The organism is Pseudomonas sp. P5_152 (genome assembly GCF_033989915.1).
Taxonomy (GTDB): Bacteria; Pseudomonadota; Gammaproteobacteria; order Pseudomonadales; family Pseudomonadaceae; genus Aquipseudomonas.
This window is the reverse complement of record NZ_JASFAH010000002.1, coordinates 352,609-367,225: the sequence shown is the minus strand read 5'-3', so window position 1 is coordinate 367,225 and position 14,617 is coordinate 352,609. Positions and strand designations below refer to the sequence as shown.

7 protein-coding genes are annotated in these 14,617 nt (G+C 61.1%); 4 read left to right on the top strand and 3 right to left on the bottom strand.

Annotation, left to right across the window (positions count from 1 at the left end):
- Positions 1-82 precede the first annotated feature (82 nt).
- Positions 83-3,238: a hypothetical protein gene (locus QMK50_RS01480; protein WP_320332303.1), complete on the bottom strand. Its 3,156-nt coding sequence runs from the start codon at positions 3,236-3,238 to the stop codon at positions 83-85.
- 639 nt (positions 3,239-3,877) lie between these two features.
- Between QMK50_RS01480 and QMK50_RS01475 the strand changes: the two genes are divergently transcribed.
- Positions 3,878-7,462 carry a patatin-like phospholipase family protein gene (locus tag QMK50_RS01475; protein ID WP_320332302.1) on the top strand — a complete coding sequence of 1,195 codons (3,585 nt, stop codon included), beginning with the start codon at positions 3,878-3,880 and terminating at the stop codon, positions 7,460-7,462.
- 39 nt (positions 7,463-7,501) lie between these two features.
- Positions 7,502-9,007 carry a DUF2235 domain-containing protein gene (locus QMK50_RS01470; protein ID WP_320332301.1) on the top strand — a complete coding sequence of 502 codons (1,506 nt, stop codon included), beginning with the start codon at positions 7,502-7,504 and terminating at the stop codon, positions 9,005-9,007.
- Between the two features lie 51 nt (positions 9,008-9,058).
- Here QMK50_RS01470 and mgtA read toward each other — a convergent pair whose 3' ends face one another.
- A complete protein-coding gene (gene mgtA, locus QMK50_RS01465) occupies positions 9,059-11,773 on the bottom strand; it encodes a magnesium-translocating P-type ATPase (protein WP_320332300.1) in 2,715 nt (904 codons plus the stop codon).
- 921 nt (positions 11,774-12,694) lie between these two features.
- On the bottom strand, positions 12,695-12,913 hold the full coding sequence (locus QMK50_RS01460; RefSeq protein WP_095168723.1) for a DUF4287 domain-containing protein: 219 nt from the start codon (positions 12,911-12,913) through the stop codon (positions 12,695-12,697).
- Positions 12,914-13,079: 166 nt separating this feature from the next.
- On the opposite strand from QMK50_RS01460, the gene QMK50_RS01455 reads away from it, so the two are divergent.
- Both QMK50_RS01455 and QMK50_RS01450 read left to right on the top strand, forming a co-directional pair.
- Positions 13,080-13,601, top strand: coding sequence for a sigma-70 family RNA polymerase sigma factor (locus QMK50_RS01455; RefSeq protein ID WP_095168724.1), 522 nt, complete (start codon positions 13,080-13,082; stop codon positions 13,599-13,601).
- Positions 13,598-14,569: a FecR domain-containing protein gene (locus QMK50_RS01450; RefSeq protein WP_320332299.1), complete on the top strand. Its 972-nt coding sequence runs from the start codon at positions 13,598-13,600 to the stop codon at positions 14,567-14,569. Before QMK50_RS01455 ends, QMK50_RS01450 begins: the two co-directional genes overlap by 4 nt.
- Positions 14,570-14,617: the final 48 nt, after the last annotated feature.

Here is a 14,617-nt window from a genome sequence, read left to right as displayed (position 1 = left end):
CAGTGGGGCCAGGCCCACCGACATCGCGAGCCTGCTCGCGATTTGACGGTTGAGTCCGCCCCTGTGCGTAGACCAGAGATCACTAGTTGGACACTGGGTCGCAGATCGAGCGCTGGCTGACGGCGCGCTCAATGCGGTCTTCGTACCAGCGCCGATAGGCTAGCTGCGCCTCGGGAGCCGCTTTCCCGAGGACCTCATCGAGATCGGCGTCGGGAGCTTCTTCCCAGCGGATGGTCGGTTGGAAAGGCACGTAGGGGTGAGTTTCCTGCTCCAGGTCAATCAGGCGGGCCAGAGGGAAATCCGCGCCGAGCCCGCCTGCCAAGGCAATACGGAAGAAGCGCTGGAGCAGTACAAAGTCTTCCAGTGGTGCCATGAATGCGTCGTACGAAGGGCTCTTGAGTTGGGTCTTAAGGTAGCCAGGCAACTGCTGCGCGACTTCTTTGCGCAGTTGCTGGAGTTCCTGGGCAGGAAAATCGACAGCGCTGGCACTTGCTTCATCCGCGTCCCCGTCGGGGTTTTCGGCCCGGCGCAGGGAGAAGGTGGTGTGCACCCACAGGTCGATGTTGCCCAGGCGGTCCGGGGAGCGCTGCATCCAGGTCCAGTCGGGGCTGACGGCGACCAGGCGCTCACGAAACTGCGAGGTGTGATCTTCCGGAAACCAATAGCGCTCGGGCAAGCCGATACCCTGGGCTTTGTCGCATAGACAGCTTACGAGTTGCGCCTTGTCGGCGGCCGTCATGCAACTTTGTGCTGCACTGAGAACGCGAGCAGACCCTGCCTGCTTCTGTTCCTGTTGGGCGGCGAAGTCTTCAAGGGACTTTTGCAGGGCCGCACTCCATGGCACCGGCTTGACCTCACTGTTGGCCAACAACTCCATCAGTTGCTCCTTGGGGCAGGCTTGTGAGGGTGGGTAAGTGGCCAGTGCTTCAGTCAGCCGGCTGACACCCATCCAGCGGTGGGTCTGGAGCCGATCGGCAGACAAGCTCGCCATGGCGTTCGAGCGGGTGGGGGAGACGCTGAATGTATCAATCAGGCGATCGGCCTCGATGACCCTGCAGCCCAGTGGTGTGTCTGTCAGCACGGGGTGGGTGTAGGTCACACGGTCAATCAACTTGCCGTCACCCGGGGCAATGGTAACGGCGACCACCCGGCCATCCGAGGCATAGCGCAGCGCCTGATTGACGATGGCGGCATCATAGGTACCGAGGTCGTGCCATTGGTCATCGAGCAAGACCTGCAGGGTGACCTTGGAGGTTGCGTCGCTGTCTGTGGCGACTTGGATTGACCAGCGAATCTGGCTCGCGTCGATACCGACGGATTGAGCGTCCTGACCGATCAACACTCCGCGTACCCGAAAACTCCTGGAGGCGACCTTAAAGTTGGACGCACGGTTGCGGTTGAACGCGTGGTCCGCCCCGGGCAGGCCACCGCCTGCGCCAGGAGGAGCAAGATCGGGAAGATCATTGGGGAACAAACGGTTGTACCCCCCCAGACGCTCGCGCAAGGCCGCCCTCGCTTCAGGTGTATGCATCTGGGCGACTTGGGCACTGACCGCCTCGGCCACCTTGACTTCCTGCAGGGCCGCAGCACTTGAGGTCCAGCCCTGGCCTTCGGCGGCCATGAACGATTTGATCAGGCGGCGAGAGTCGTCCGTGGCATCAAGGGAAGCCTGGCGCGCGGCCAACGCCAGAACGTCAGGGCGCGCCGCGCTGGTGAGCGCCTGGCTCACCCAGTTTTTTGCCCAGGCCTGCGACCAGGTCTTGATCGCGTCCTTGCCCACATCCTTGACCAGTTTTTGCGCTTGCTTGCCCAGTTCCGTCGTGGGTTTGGCATCCAGTCCACCAAAGGCCTCATCCAGTACCTGGGCAATCAGTTTGCCCTGGGCATCCAGGGGCGCGATCGGGGCGCCATAGCGCCGCTCCAGGGTGGCGGTCAGCTTGGCGAACAGATTGGGGTTTTCTTGCCGCAGGCGCCGTACCGAGGGCTGCAAGGCGTCCTCGATTTGTTGTTGCGCCTGGGTGATCCCCGGTTTGCTCTCGACCGCCTCGCCCAACGTGGCGGCCACCTCTTTGCGCACTTTCGCCGTGGTGTCCCCACGCGAGGGTGTTTCAAGCTGCCGGTCGTTCAGCGCGGCCCGGACAAATTCGGCTTCGTTGCGACGTTCAGGGGGCAGTTGGACCCAGCGTTCCAGGGCTGGACTACGAGTCATTTCGCTGAGGGCGGCGCGGACAAACAGCCGGGTAGCAACCTGCACCGTGGGCAGCGACGTGTTGCTCTCGGCGGACTCAGGCGCGACAGGCGGCGGGGGGAGCGCCGAGAGTGCCTGCTCGATCTCACGCTGTGCCTGCTGGTCGGAGGCATTCATGCGTAGGTTGTTGACCATCAACTGCATGCTGTTGGCCAAGGGTTCGGCGCTCCAGCCCACCAGCGAAAGAATGAGCAAGGCGGTGGTCAGGTAGGACAGCGGTTTTTTGATCAGCCCCAGGTCTTTGCCCAGTCGTTCACTGGCCAGTACTCGCACCAGGCGTTGCCATGGGCCCTGCGGTTGAGAGGCTTCCTGTGCGGCGGAGCTGGCGACCGCCTCTTCAAACTTCAGGTCTTTGCGCGCCCACTCGATGGCAAGGTAGGACAGCAGGTCGGAGGCTCCGCTCTGTGTGCGTTCCAGCGCCTGTGCCGACATCACGGCGCCCGGGGCACCGCTATCGTGGGCGACCAGTTGTTCGATCAGCCCGTCCAGGCGCTCGACCGTCGGATTGAGCTGGGGATCTTCGCGGGCGGCGTCCAGACACGTTGGGTCGTTGATGATCCGCTCATGCAGCTCCTGGGCCTTGGCATTCCAGACCTGGGCAACCCTTGAACGGGCCTGGCGCGCTGCGAGGTAGAGCGCCAGGGCGGCACTCAACAGCCCGAACAGCCCCAGGATGGCACCGTATTCGCTGCTGAAGTCCTTGGTGGCGCCGTACATGGACTGCGCTGCATGAATGACCGCTTGGGGAGCGACGCTGGGGCTCGAGGAAAACCAGGTACAAAGCCAGACGAGTACGATCACCGCGGCCACGACGGTTGCGCCAATGGCACTGAGATCGCGAACCCGTTCCAATACCACCAGGCTGCCGGCGCGGGCCATTTTTTCTCGCAAATCGACCGCTTTCCAGCGGTTCTTGCTCAAGGGGACCAGCCAGAAGTGACACAAGGCCCACAGTACCAGAAGCAGCATCCAGATCGCGAACGGGTTCATGGCGTTCTCCGGCGGATTCGGCGCGTGCGTTCAGGGTATGACGGTAGAACGCGACTGCCGAATCAACTCCCTTGTGATCAGGCTGGGAGTCGAAACCCACGTATCTTTTCCCTAGATAGTGTTTACAGGTGCGCCGAATACTGTAATCACCGGGTAATCAATAGTAAGGGTGTGAAAGTGCGACTGCGCAAGATTGGTGGATGAATGGAGGGCGTCCTTTTTAAATGGGGTAGATGTTGTTTCGCAGGTGTTACAGCTGGGCGCCGATAAATGAACGTTCAGGTGTGCTTCGTCAATTGAATGGTTGGCTTAATGTAATTAGTCTCAGGTCGGTCTTCGCCAGGCCAGGTGCTCCAGGTGCCGTCGCAGCGGGGCGGTGGTGCGGGTTGCGTTGCCTGGGCGTTATAACTATCCGCTATTTTTATTATCAGATAAGGTTTTTATGGGTTTGGCCGTCTTGCGAAAGTATGGGCTATCGTCTGAAGAGTTGTTGTAAGTAGGTGGCGGTGGAAGTAGTGGGTGCAGTCAAATAATCCACTTATTAGTAGTGGGTAATTGCTCGATGTTTATGGCGCGTTGCTGGCTGTTAGCTGGTCGAGGGCGTGAGACTTGGGTAACGTCAAAACAAGGAGTGAGCAGATGGCGACCGAGAATACGACTTCAGCCACCGACGTCGAGACATCGCACCTCAAGACGCTCTACACCCAACGCCGTGCACAGTTACCTGAGGAGGTGCGCGCGACGTTGTCGAAGCGGCCCTGGGGCCTGGCGCTGTCAGGGGGTGGGATCCGCAGCGCGACGTTCTGTTTCGGTTTGATCAAGGCCCTGGCGGAAAAAAAGCTGCTGCATCGTTTCGACCTGATGTCCACGGTTTCCGGTGGCGGGTACATTGGCGCGACCATCGGCAAGCTGTTTCATAATGAAGGGCAGTCCGGTGCCCCCCAGCCCATGGACCTGGAAAAACATCTGGGGGAGGCGCAGTCCCGCTGGTTTGCCGTGTGGCTACGCGCCAACGGTCGTTACCTGATCCCCCGGGGACTGAAGGACATTCTGTTCGCTGCCGCCAATTTCGGTCGAAACCTGTTGGGTGTCCATGTTGAATTGGCGTTCCTCTCGCTGATTCTCGGCGGCCTTCTGGTAGGGCTGGACCTGGCGGTGTGGCAATGGGCCGACTGCCTCGCCCCCGGCGGCGGTTGTGCCCCCTTGTCCTGGCTGGACATGGGACTGATCGGCTTCTTTTCCAATTGGCCAACCCTGTGGGTCGCCTTGGCGCCGATCGCCTGGGTCGGCGCCATTTTATCCTGTGCCTATTGGGCGCTGCCCACGCGCAAAGGTCAGCGTCTGGGGGCTCAGCGTTTGCTGACGGCCCTCCTGGCCTGCGGGGGGATTGCATTGTTGTTGCGTCACGCGACGGACTGGCTGAGCCCTTACATCCCGCTGTGGACCGGCAGCCTGGTACTGCCTGGGCCTTTGGTGGTGGTGGCCTTGGCCCTGATGAGCGCCTGGGTGCTGGGCATTCTTTTCGCCATGGGCCTGTGCATCAAGGCCGAAAGAGACCCCGACCGCACGCGAAACAACCTGACCCAGGCACTTGCGGTGGCCTTGAAAGTTGCCCTGGCCTGCGTGGTGCTGGGCCTGGTTGATTACCTTGCCTGGGCGCTGGCCAATCTGGACACCACTTCGCAAAGTCGGTTGGGCGCGGCCCTGGCGCTGATCGCCGTGGCGTTGCGGGCGACCATGCCGATGATTTCCGATCTACCCAAAAGCCTGGTGCCAGGAACCCGGCGAGTGGTGATGGAGGTGATCAATGTGTTGGGGGTGCTGCTGGCCGGTGTCCTGCTGGTGTTCTGGATCAGTGTGCTGCACCGCGCAACCACCAGCGTATTGTTCGATCAGGACGCGCGCACGTTACAGTTTGTCCAGGCCTGGCAATACCTGGCCTGGCTCACCCTCCCAGCCCTGTTGATGGTGCTGGTCTCGGCCGGCAACCGCGACTTCCTCAATCGTTCTTCGCTCTATGCGTTCTACCGTGCCCGACTGATTCGTGCCTACCTCGGAGCCGCCAATCCGAACCGCTTTCAAGCGCCGACGGCGTCGCCCATGTCTTGCCTTTCGGCTAGCAATAGCCAGGCCCTGCCGTTGCGGGTCACCCAGGTGGACGAGGGGGATGATGTGCCCATGAGCGACTATCAACCCCATGCAGGCGGCGGTCCGGTGCACCTTGTCAATGTATGCGTCAACCAAACCGAAGACCCCATGGGCGGTTTGTTCAATCAGGACCGAAAAGGCTCCTTGCTGACCGTGGGCCCCGGTGGTTGTTTGCTCCACGGCAGTAACACCTGGCAGCCCGGCAGTCCGGCGCAGTCCTTGAGCCTGGGGGCATGGGTGGCGATTTCCGGTGCGGCAGTAGCCCCGGGGCTGGGTAAATCGACCCGTTCGGGCATCGCTGCATTGTTGATGATGTCTGGCATTCGATTGGGGTACTGGTGGGACAGCCTGGGTATGGGTGGCCAGGCTGTGGCCAAGCGCATTGGCAAATATGGGCAACTGTGGAGCGAGTTGCGTGGTCGTTTTGACGGTGATCGGCGCCAGGACTGGTTTCTCAGTGATGGCGGACACTTTGAGAACACCGCCGCCTATGCGTTATTGCGTGAAGAGTGCGAGTTGATCGTAGTTGCCGATTGCGGCGCCGACCCACGCTATGCCTTTGGCGATCTGGAAAACCTGGTGCGCAAGGCGCGTATCGACCTGCAGGCCGATATCACGTTCTTGCGCCCGCTGCGTCCGGACCGGGATTTGCCGGTGGTGTTCGGTTCGCTCAATGAACTGGCCTCGCCGGACAGTGAGGCCTGCCTGGCGCTGGCCAGAATCGACTATCGTCGCGGCGAACAAACGGGCTACATGATCATCGTCAAACCGAACATGAGTAATGGCGCGCCGGTGGACCTGGTCAATTTCAAGTCCGACAACCCGTTGTTTCCCCAGGAGCCCACCACTGATCAATCTTTCAGTGAGGCGCAATGGGAAAGCTACTTTCAGTTGGGGCAGACCCTGGGTCGCTACCTGGACCTGGCCCCGGAACATTTGCAGGACATGGGGGCCTTCGCCCGCAATTATTTTGTCAATGACGATGGCGCGATTCTGGTCAAGGAAACCGATGGGGCCATGGTGCTGAAGTTTTCCTCCAAGCGCCTGTCCTCACGAATTGCCTCGACCGGTGCGGTGTCGGCCTCTATCAGCCTGGGGGCGATTACTTCCATTGGTCTGGCGGGCTGGCAGGCGATCAACGCCGAGTTCACCCACCGCGCTGATCCGCAGCAGATAGAACCCGGCACCTTAAAGGAACTCACCACGATGTTTGGTCGGCTGCCTTCAGTCGGTCAGCCTGCAGCGCCGATGACCACTGACCCATTGGGCGAAATGGCAATGGCATTGTTATGGGTGGGCGACAAGGCATGTACTGCCTACAACATTGAGGCGTTTCGCCAGTCGCCGTTGATGAGCATGATCGTCAATCGGACCCGGGAAGCCTGCGAGTTGTCGGCATCTACGCATCCGGCCTGCGTATCGCTGGTAGAGGATTTCTCGCTGCCCAAATGTCTGCAGAAAAAACCCAGTCCCACCTGCGAAGCGCAGTACTGGGTTCGCGACTACTCGGCCACGACGCTGGAGTCGAGCAACTGCTGGGCACCCGGGCGTGAGAGTGTTGATCAGGGGCAAAGCGACCTGGCGTCCTCCGCAGAGCCAGCCCCAGCACCAGCACCAGCAGCCTTGCCTGAAGAGCCAATGCCCGAGTCGATGGCGACGCCAGAAGAAGTGGAGCCTGAACCGAGCACTTCAGTTGCGCCTCAGGCGCCGCCGGCGAGCATGCGAGATGTTTGCGAGGGCAAGACGGTCTACCTGCAGATCCATGGCCCTGAACTACGGGACTTTGCCAGAACCTTGCGCGAGCCGTGGCGACGCCTTGGTGCCTCGGTGCCGCCGGTAGAGGATGTGGTCGACAGTGCCCGCCGGGCGAATCGGCGTGCACCAAAACCCTATCCAACCCCTACCGTGATCTACCACGACGCCACATCAGAGGAGTGCGCCAACTCTCTGGTTAGCGTTGATCCGAACCAGGCCTGGAAAGTCACGCCCCTGACGGGAGGTTTCAAGGGGCAACAAAGCGTCATCGAAGTCTGGCTGCCGCCTTCAACCAAGGTTCCCCAGGACCCGGCGATGTAGGGTGCAAGCCTGCGGGTCACTGCTTACAAGGAGTGCGCTATGCCAATGGTGCTGTTGTTGCTGATCGTGATGCTCACCGCCTGCGCGTCGCCGCCTCAGTATTTGACCGGCCGTGGATCGGACACGCAAAGGGCGCGCGTGAGCGCCACCCGGCCGACGCTGGATGAGGAGCTGATCAACAAAGCCCGGGTCGCCGAGTGCAAGGGAATCACCGACCTGGACAGCGATGCGGCCAACGACAGCTATTTCAAGGTGCAGGCGCGTTGGCGCCTGCTCAACTGTGTGCATGGCGACACGCAAAAGCCTCGAAAACTGGTGGTGCTGCTTGATGGCACGGCCAACGACAAGAATGACAGCACTAACATCTGGCAGTTGTACAACATGGCACTGATTCGCTCACTGACGGAGCCTGATAAGGGCGGCTCCCGGATCATTGCTTACTATGACAAAGGCGTGGGTACCAGCCCGATAACCCCCATCAGCGGCGCGGCGTTCGGCAATGGCGTGAGCATCAACATTCGCCAGGCCTACCGGTTTCTGGTGGAGGCCTATCGGCCAGGTGACCAGATTTACCTCTTTGGTTTCAGCCGTGGCGCGTTTACCGCGCGTTCGCTCAATGGCTTCATCGAATTCGCCGGCCTGGCAACGTTCGACTCGCTCAAGGCGGACGGCTTGGACAACACGGTTCTATTGGGTTGGGCCGGGCACATGCATAACGTGGTCAAGGACATGTATGACCTCTACCACGTCAAGAACAGCGGCGACCCCGAGTTCTATGAGCGCCTTAGAACCACACTCTTCGAGTATCGCGAAGCCAACGGGATCAAGGCACACGGCATTGACGAAAAGGGCCATGTCATTGCTGGGAAGCAAGTGCAGGTCAAGGTCATTGGGGTGTTTGACACGGTGCCGGCGGTGGGCTGGGGGCTGGATGAGGACCCCGATGGGCATCGGCTGGAGCTGTATGCGCAGGCCGGTTATCAAGCCATGTCCCTGGATGAGCAACGCGCGGCGTTCCGCCTGCTGCGATTCGGCGTGCCGCAAACCTCGAGCCAGAAACTTGAAGAGGTGTGGTTTGCCGGGGTGCACGCCGATGTCGGGGGTGGTTACCTGAACAAGGACAACCTGGCAGGCTGTGGAAAGAGCCCCTACGGCGAAAGCCCTGACGGCGCGGTGGGCCTGGAGGCAACGGCGCAGCGCTGGATGCTGGAGAAACTCAAGCCCGAGCAGCTGTTCCCCGACACTCCCTGGCCTCCGGCGTGCGTTGCCGCGCATTTGCACGATGAGTATTTCGATGCGCCTTCGGTCCTGTCCTGGTTCTACAAAAATGCCGGCTTGTTGCGCCGCAAACCGGTGGAAATGGATCGGATGGATGCCAGCGTCTACCAACGGATGGCGCTTACTAAACTGCCTGCCCCCCATAAGGCACGTGAGCTGGGCGGGCGCTATCAACCGGTGAATATCGGTCAGGAGCCCTGGTGCATGTTCCGCACTGTGGGGACTGAGCAAAAGACGGCCCCCTGCGCGGACCACCGACAACCCTGAGGGTTCACCTGACGACCAGTGCGGTCCCGGTCGCCAGATGGCCTCAGCCCCTCAAAACCACTGCTTGAAACGGCGGATGTAGAGCGTCTTCATCACCTGGGCGACCACGCAGTAGCTGAGCAGGGTGCCCACCAGCCACGGGAAGTAGGACCACGGCAGCGGCGTCAGGCCGACCAGGTTGCCCAGTGGCGAGAACGGAATGTAGATGCCCAGCACCATGACCAGGCCGGTCATCAGGATTACCGGCAGCGCCGCGGTGCTCTGGAAGAACGGGATCTTGCGGGTGCGCAGCATGTGCACCACCAGGGTCTGGGACAGCAGCCCTTCGATGAACCAGCCGGACTGGAACAGGCTCTGCATTTCCACGCTGTTGGCCGCGAACACGTACCACATCAGGGCGAAGGTGGTGATGTCGAAGATCGACGAGGTCGGCCCGATCCACAGCATGAACCGCCCGATGTTCTGCGCATCCCATTTGCGCGGTTTGCTCAGGTATTCCTTGTCCATCTTGTCCCACGGCAGGGCCAGTTGGGAGATGTCGTACATCAGGTTCTGCAGCAACAGGTGGATCGCCAGCATCGGCAGGAAGGGAATGAACGCGCTGGCCACCAGCACCGAGAACACGTTGCCGAAGTTGGAGCTGGCGGTCATGTTCAGGTACTTCATTATATTGCCGAAGGTCTCGCGGCCCTTGAGCACACCTTCCTCGAGCACCATCAGGCTTTTTTCCAGGAGGATGATGTCGGCTGATTCCTTGGCAATGTCGGTGCCGCTGTCCACCGAGATGCCGACGTCGGCATCGCGCAGGGCGGGGGCGTCGTTGATCCCGTCGCCGAGGAAACCGACAGTGTGGCCGTTGGCTTGTAGTGCCTTGAGCACCCGGGATTTCTGCAGCGGTGTCAGCTTGGCAAACACCGTGCGTGTTTCGACCTGTTGTTGCAGGGTCGCGTCGTCCATCGGCTCGATGTCCTGGCCGAGCAGCGGCTTGCCGGGCTCCAGGCCGACTTCACGGCAGATCTTGCAGGTCACCACGGGGTTGTCGCCGGTCAGCACCTTGATGGTCACGCCCATGTCCCGCAGCGCAGCAATCGCCGGGCCGGCCGTTTCCTTGGGCGGATCGAGGAAGGTCAGGAAGCCGCGAATCACCAGGTCGTGCTCGTCACCCGTGGCGTACTGGGCTTTGCTCTGGGCCTTGGGGATGTGCCGGGTCGCCAGCACCAGCACCCGGAAGCCGTCTTCGTTGTATTGATTGGCCAGGCGCAGCAAGGCTTCGCGACGCTGCTCATCGAGGGGCACGACGACGCCGTTCTCGTGCAGGTGGCTGCTAATGCCGAGCATTTCCTCGACCGCTCCCTTGCACACCAGCAGGTGATCTGCGCGGTTGTCCTGGACGATGATCGACAGGCGCCGGCGAATGAAGTCGAACGGCAATTCATCGATCTTGCGGTAGGCCAGGGGTTCCTTGAAATGTGGATGCTGGCGGGCGAACTGCACCACCGCCTGGTCCATCAGGTTTTTCATGCCGCTTTGGTGGTGGCTGTTGAGCCAGGCCAGTTCCAGCACCGCGTCGTCACGCTGGCCGGCGCTGTCGAGGTGATGCTCCAGGATAATTTTGTCCTGGGTCAGGGTCCCGGTCTTGTCGGTGCACAGCACGTCCATCGAGCCGAAGTTCTGGATCGCATTGAGGCGCTTGACCACCACTTTGCGCTTGGCCATCGCCACCGCACCCTTGGCCAGGTTGGCACTGACGATCATCGGCAGCATTTCCGGGGTCAGGCCGACCGCCACGGCCAGGGCAAACATGAAGGCTTCGCTCCAGTCGCCCTTGGTGAAGCCGTTGATCAGCAACACCACCGGCACCATCACCAGCATGAAGCGGATCAGCAGCCAGCTGACGCTGTTGACGCCCCGGTCGAAGGCGGTTTGCGTGCGCGAGCCGACGATGGCCTTGGCCAGCGAGCCAAAGTAGGTGCGTGGGCCGGTGGCGACCACCACGGCGCGCGCGGTGCCGCTGACCACGTTGGTGCCCATGAAGCAGATGTTGGACAGGTCCAGCAGGTTGTTCTGCTCGCTGGTCACGCTCGCCGCGGATTTCTGCGCGACATCCCCCAGGGTGTCGTATTTCTCCACCGGCAAGGCTTCACCGGTCAGCACCGCCTGGCTGATGAACAGGTCCCGGGATTCGAGCAGGCGGATGTCTGCGGGGATCATGTCGCCGGCCGACAGCTGCACGATGTCGCCTGCCACCAGTTCGCGCATGGGTACTTCGCGCAGGGTCGGCGTGCTGCCCGGCTGGTCGCGGCGCAGCACGCTGGCGGTGGTACGCACCATGCTCTTCAGGGCTTCGGCGGATTTGCCCGAGCGGTACTCCTGCCAGAAGCGCATTAGGCCACTGGCCAGGACCATCACCAGGACGATGATGACGCCGGTCAGGTCGGTGTCTTCGCCGTCCCGCAGAGGGATCCAGAAGTCGGTGATGAAGCTGATGACCGTCAGGGTCAGCAGCACATAGATGAAGGGATTGTTGAAGGCCTTCAGCACTTGCACCAGGGCGTGGGGCGGCTGGTCGTGCGCCACCTCGTTGCTGCCGTCGCGCAGCAGGCGGCCTTCGGCGTCGAGTTCGGTCAGGCCGACGCTGCTGGTCTTGAGGTTGGCTAGGGTCACGGCCAGGCCGTTCTGCGCTTCACGGGCGGCGCGCATTGACAGTTTGCCGGCGTCGCGTGGGCTACCCTTGAGGACTTTTTTTGCGGTTTTTACTGTGTTCATGCTGGATGCTCCTGCCGCTGGCTGGCGGCACGACACAGCAACCACTCAACTAATAAAAGGCGAGCGAAAGTGCATCGAATCGCCCGGCAGCGATCGATTCTGGAAGTTGTTGTTATGCTGTTTTAATGTTCGCCGTACACCGCTGGAACACAGGTATACAGCGAACCGTCTACTGGCGTCGTCCATGCGTGTCCTCGCTCTTTTAATGTTTAACGGGCAATAGAAAGTTGCCGAATTCCTGAATAATGAAAACGTCGATCATTGGTGCCTGGAGAACTTTCAGATCAACTGAAAGTGCGCGTCCCGAGCAACCGGCCGAGTAGCAAAATGGCCTGTTGCATCAGGTGCACGAAGCCCCGACTTGGAGGTTCCTGGCCGTCATCGAGGCTCCAGCGTTGCTCGAGCTGGCCACTCGCCGAGCAGACATGCCAATGCCCCAGCGGGTGAGATCGCAGGCGTGCAGGCGGGGCGTTGAAAAGCGCCCGTGGGAGGGCCGCTGGCGGGCGGCGCAACAGGGCGCGCGCCGCTTTGGCAAGGGGGCGAACCCCTGGGATGTAGGTGCAGATGAAGTTCATAACATGCCTCGCAACCGGACTGACGCCGGCGAGGCAGGTTACGTTGGAGCCTCAGGCTCTAGCGCAGCATGCCCGACCGAGGTCGAGTCCCGTCGATGACTGGGTAAGTGGCCCGACCTGGCGTATACGCATCGGTCGGGCAGCGTCTAGATACTGTGTCCATTGAATTCTTTTGTGAGTTGAAAAAAGGGCCGGCTTTACCGACCCGGGGCAATCTACTCAGGCGAGTGTTTGAAGTCAACCGTGAATTAACAGTTGTTTAGCAATTAGACAGGAAACAGTGGTAATCGGTGTAAGTTACCGTTTAAAGGTCGTTTATAGATGACAGCACTATGACAGTCGATCCTCATGACTCTTTACCTTTGAGCAATGCATAGATAGCCATGGAGTGGCCATGACCGAGGTCGAAGTCGGCTTTCAACCATTCGATGATCTGGCCGGCCTTGACTCCGGCTTTCAATTTGCCGTCTTCGGCGAACCCTTTGGCGTTGGCCAATTGCTTGAGGTCAGCCGGTGATTGGCCGGTCTTGGCCTGGATGTTGTCCAGATAGGCTTGGAAAGACATGACGTGGCAGCTCCTGGATGCACGTAGAGGTGGCTTCAAGCCTAGACCAGATTTAATCCCTGGCGACCAAGGGTGGGTGCGGCAGACGAATGGCAACTGCCTATTGCCAAGCCCACCCGCGCCACATGACAATGCGAAACATTATCAATCACGAACCTGCGCCGTCATGTCCGCCAACGATCTTTCCCTGCGCAGTGCCGTCCACGACCTGTACCACGAGCATCACGGCTGGTTGCAGGGCTGGCTGCGCCAGCGCCTGGGCAGTGCCTGCGATGCAGCAGACTTGACGCAGGACACTTTCGTGCGGGTGCTCAAGGCACGTAATGCGCTAGAGATTCGTGAGCCGCGGCCGTACCTGTCGCAGGTCGCCAAGGGCCTGTTGATCGATCTGTTTCGCCGGCGTTCGCTGGAGCAGTCCTACCTTGAAGTCCTGGCCAGCGCCCCGCAATCTCAGCAACCGTCGCTCGAAGAGCAGGCGATCATGCTGCAGGCGTTGCTGGACATCGACCGCATGCTCGAAGGCCTGGGCAAGCAGGTCAAGCAGGTGTTCATCCTGTCGCAGTTCGAAGGCCTGACGTATCCGCGCATCGCCGAGCGCCTGGGCATTTCCACGCGCACGGTGAATAACCACATGGCCAAGGCCATGGAGCATTGCTGCCTGATGCAACTGCAGTTGCAGCTGTCATGAGTCACCTCAAGTCCAGCTTGTCCGGTCCTGAACTGCAGGCGCTGAGTGCGGCCGCGCAGTGGTATGCGCGGCTGCAGTCCGGTCAGGCAAGCGACCAGGATCGACAGGATTGGCATGCCTGGCAGGCTGCCGATGAGTTGCACCGCCAGGCCTGGCAACGCATCGAGTCAGTACGCCAGCAGATGGACCGGGTGCCGGGCAACTTCGTGGCGCCGACCTTGCACGGTGTCCAGCACTCGCGCCGGCAGGTATTGCGCAGTGTGCTGGTGCTGGCGTCGGCCGGTTCCCTGGGGTGGTTGGGCTGGCGCAGCGAGACCACCCAGAACCTGTTGGCCGACTACCGCACTGCCGTGGGCGAGCGGCGTGAGGTGCGTCTGGCGGATGGCAGTTCGTTACTACTCAACACCGACACCTCGGTCAACGTGCGCTTTGACGGCGCGCAACGGGTGCTGGAATTACTGTGGGGCGAAATGCTGGTGAGCAGCGCCCTGGATCCGCGCAAACGACCGCTGCGGGTCAGTACCCGTCACGGGCAGGTGTTGGCCCTGGGGACTCGTTTCATCGTGGGTTCCCAGGTCGCTGGCGGGGCGGTCGCGGTGCTGGAAAACGCCGTGCAGGTCAGCCTGGCGCAGGGTGGGCCAGCGGTCCGCCTCGAAGCTGGGCAACGCCTGGATTTCACCGCCCAGGCCCTCGGCGCGATTCGCCAGAACGATGCCACGGTCGGCGCCTGGCAGCAGGGCAGCATCATCGCCATCGACCGACCGCTGGGCGAGTTGCTCGCCGATCTCTCGCGCTATCGTCCCGGGGTACTGCGCTGCGACCAGCAGATTGCGCGGATGAAGATTTCCGGCGCCTTTCCGGTGGATGACACTGACCGGGCACTGGCTGCGTTGCACAGCGGCTTCGGTCTGAAGATCCAGCACTACAGTCGCTATTGGGTCAATGTTTCCGGGCCTGCAGCGGCCTGAAGCGCGGCGGCCAGAAAATTAATTGATTCTCATGTGCACTTTTTATCG

Excerpts from the sequence above, each read along its gene's own strand:
- QMK50_RS01480 (WP_320332303.1), bottom strand. The coding sequence starts at position 3,238 with ATGAACCCGTTCGCGATCTGGATGCTGCTTCTGGTACTGTGGGCCTTG.
- QMK50_RS01475 (WP_320332302.1), top strand. The coding sequence starts at position 3,878 with ATGGCGACCGAGAATACGACTTCAGCCACCGACGTCGAGACATCGCAC.
- QMK50_RS01470 (WP_320332301.1), top strand. The coding sequence starts at position 7,502 with ATGCCAATGGTGCTGTTGTTGCTGATCGTGATGCTCACCGCCTGCGCG.
- mgtA (WP_320332300.1), bottom strand. The coding sequence starts at position 11,773 with ATGAACACAGTAAAAACCGCAAAAAAAGTCCTCAAGGGTAGCCCACGC.
- QMK50_RS01460 (WP_095168723.1), bottom strand. The coding sequence starts at position 12,913 with ATGTCTTTCCAAGCCTATCTGGACAACATCCAGGCCAAGACCGGCCAA.
- QMK50_RS01455 (WP_095168724.1), top strand. The coding sequence starts at position 13,080 with ATGTCCGCCAACGATCTTTCCCTGCGCAGTGCCGTCCACGACCTGTAC.
- QMK50_RS01450 (WP_320332299.1), top strand. The coding sequence starts at position 13,598 with ATGAGTCACCTCAAGTCCAGCTTGTCCGGTCCTGAACTGCAGGCGCTG.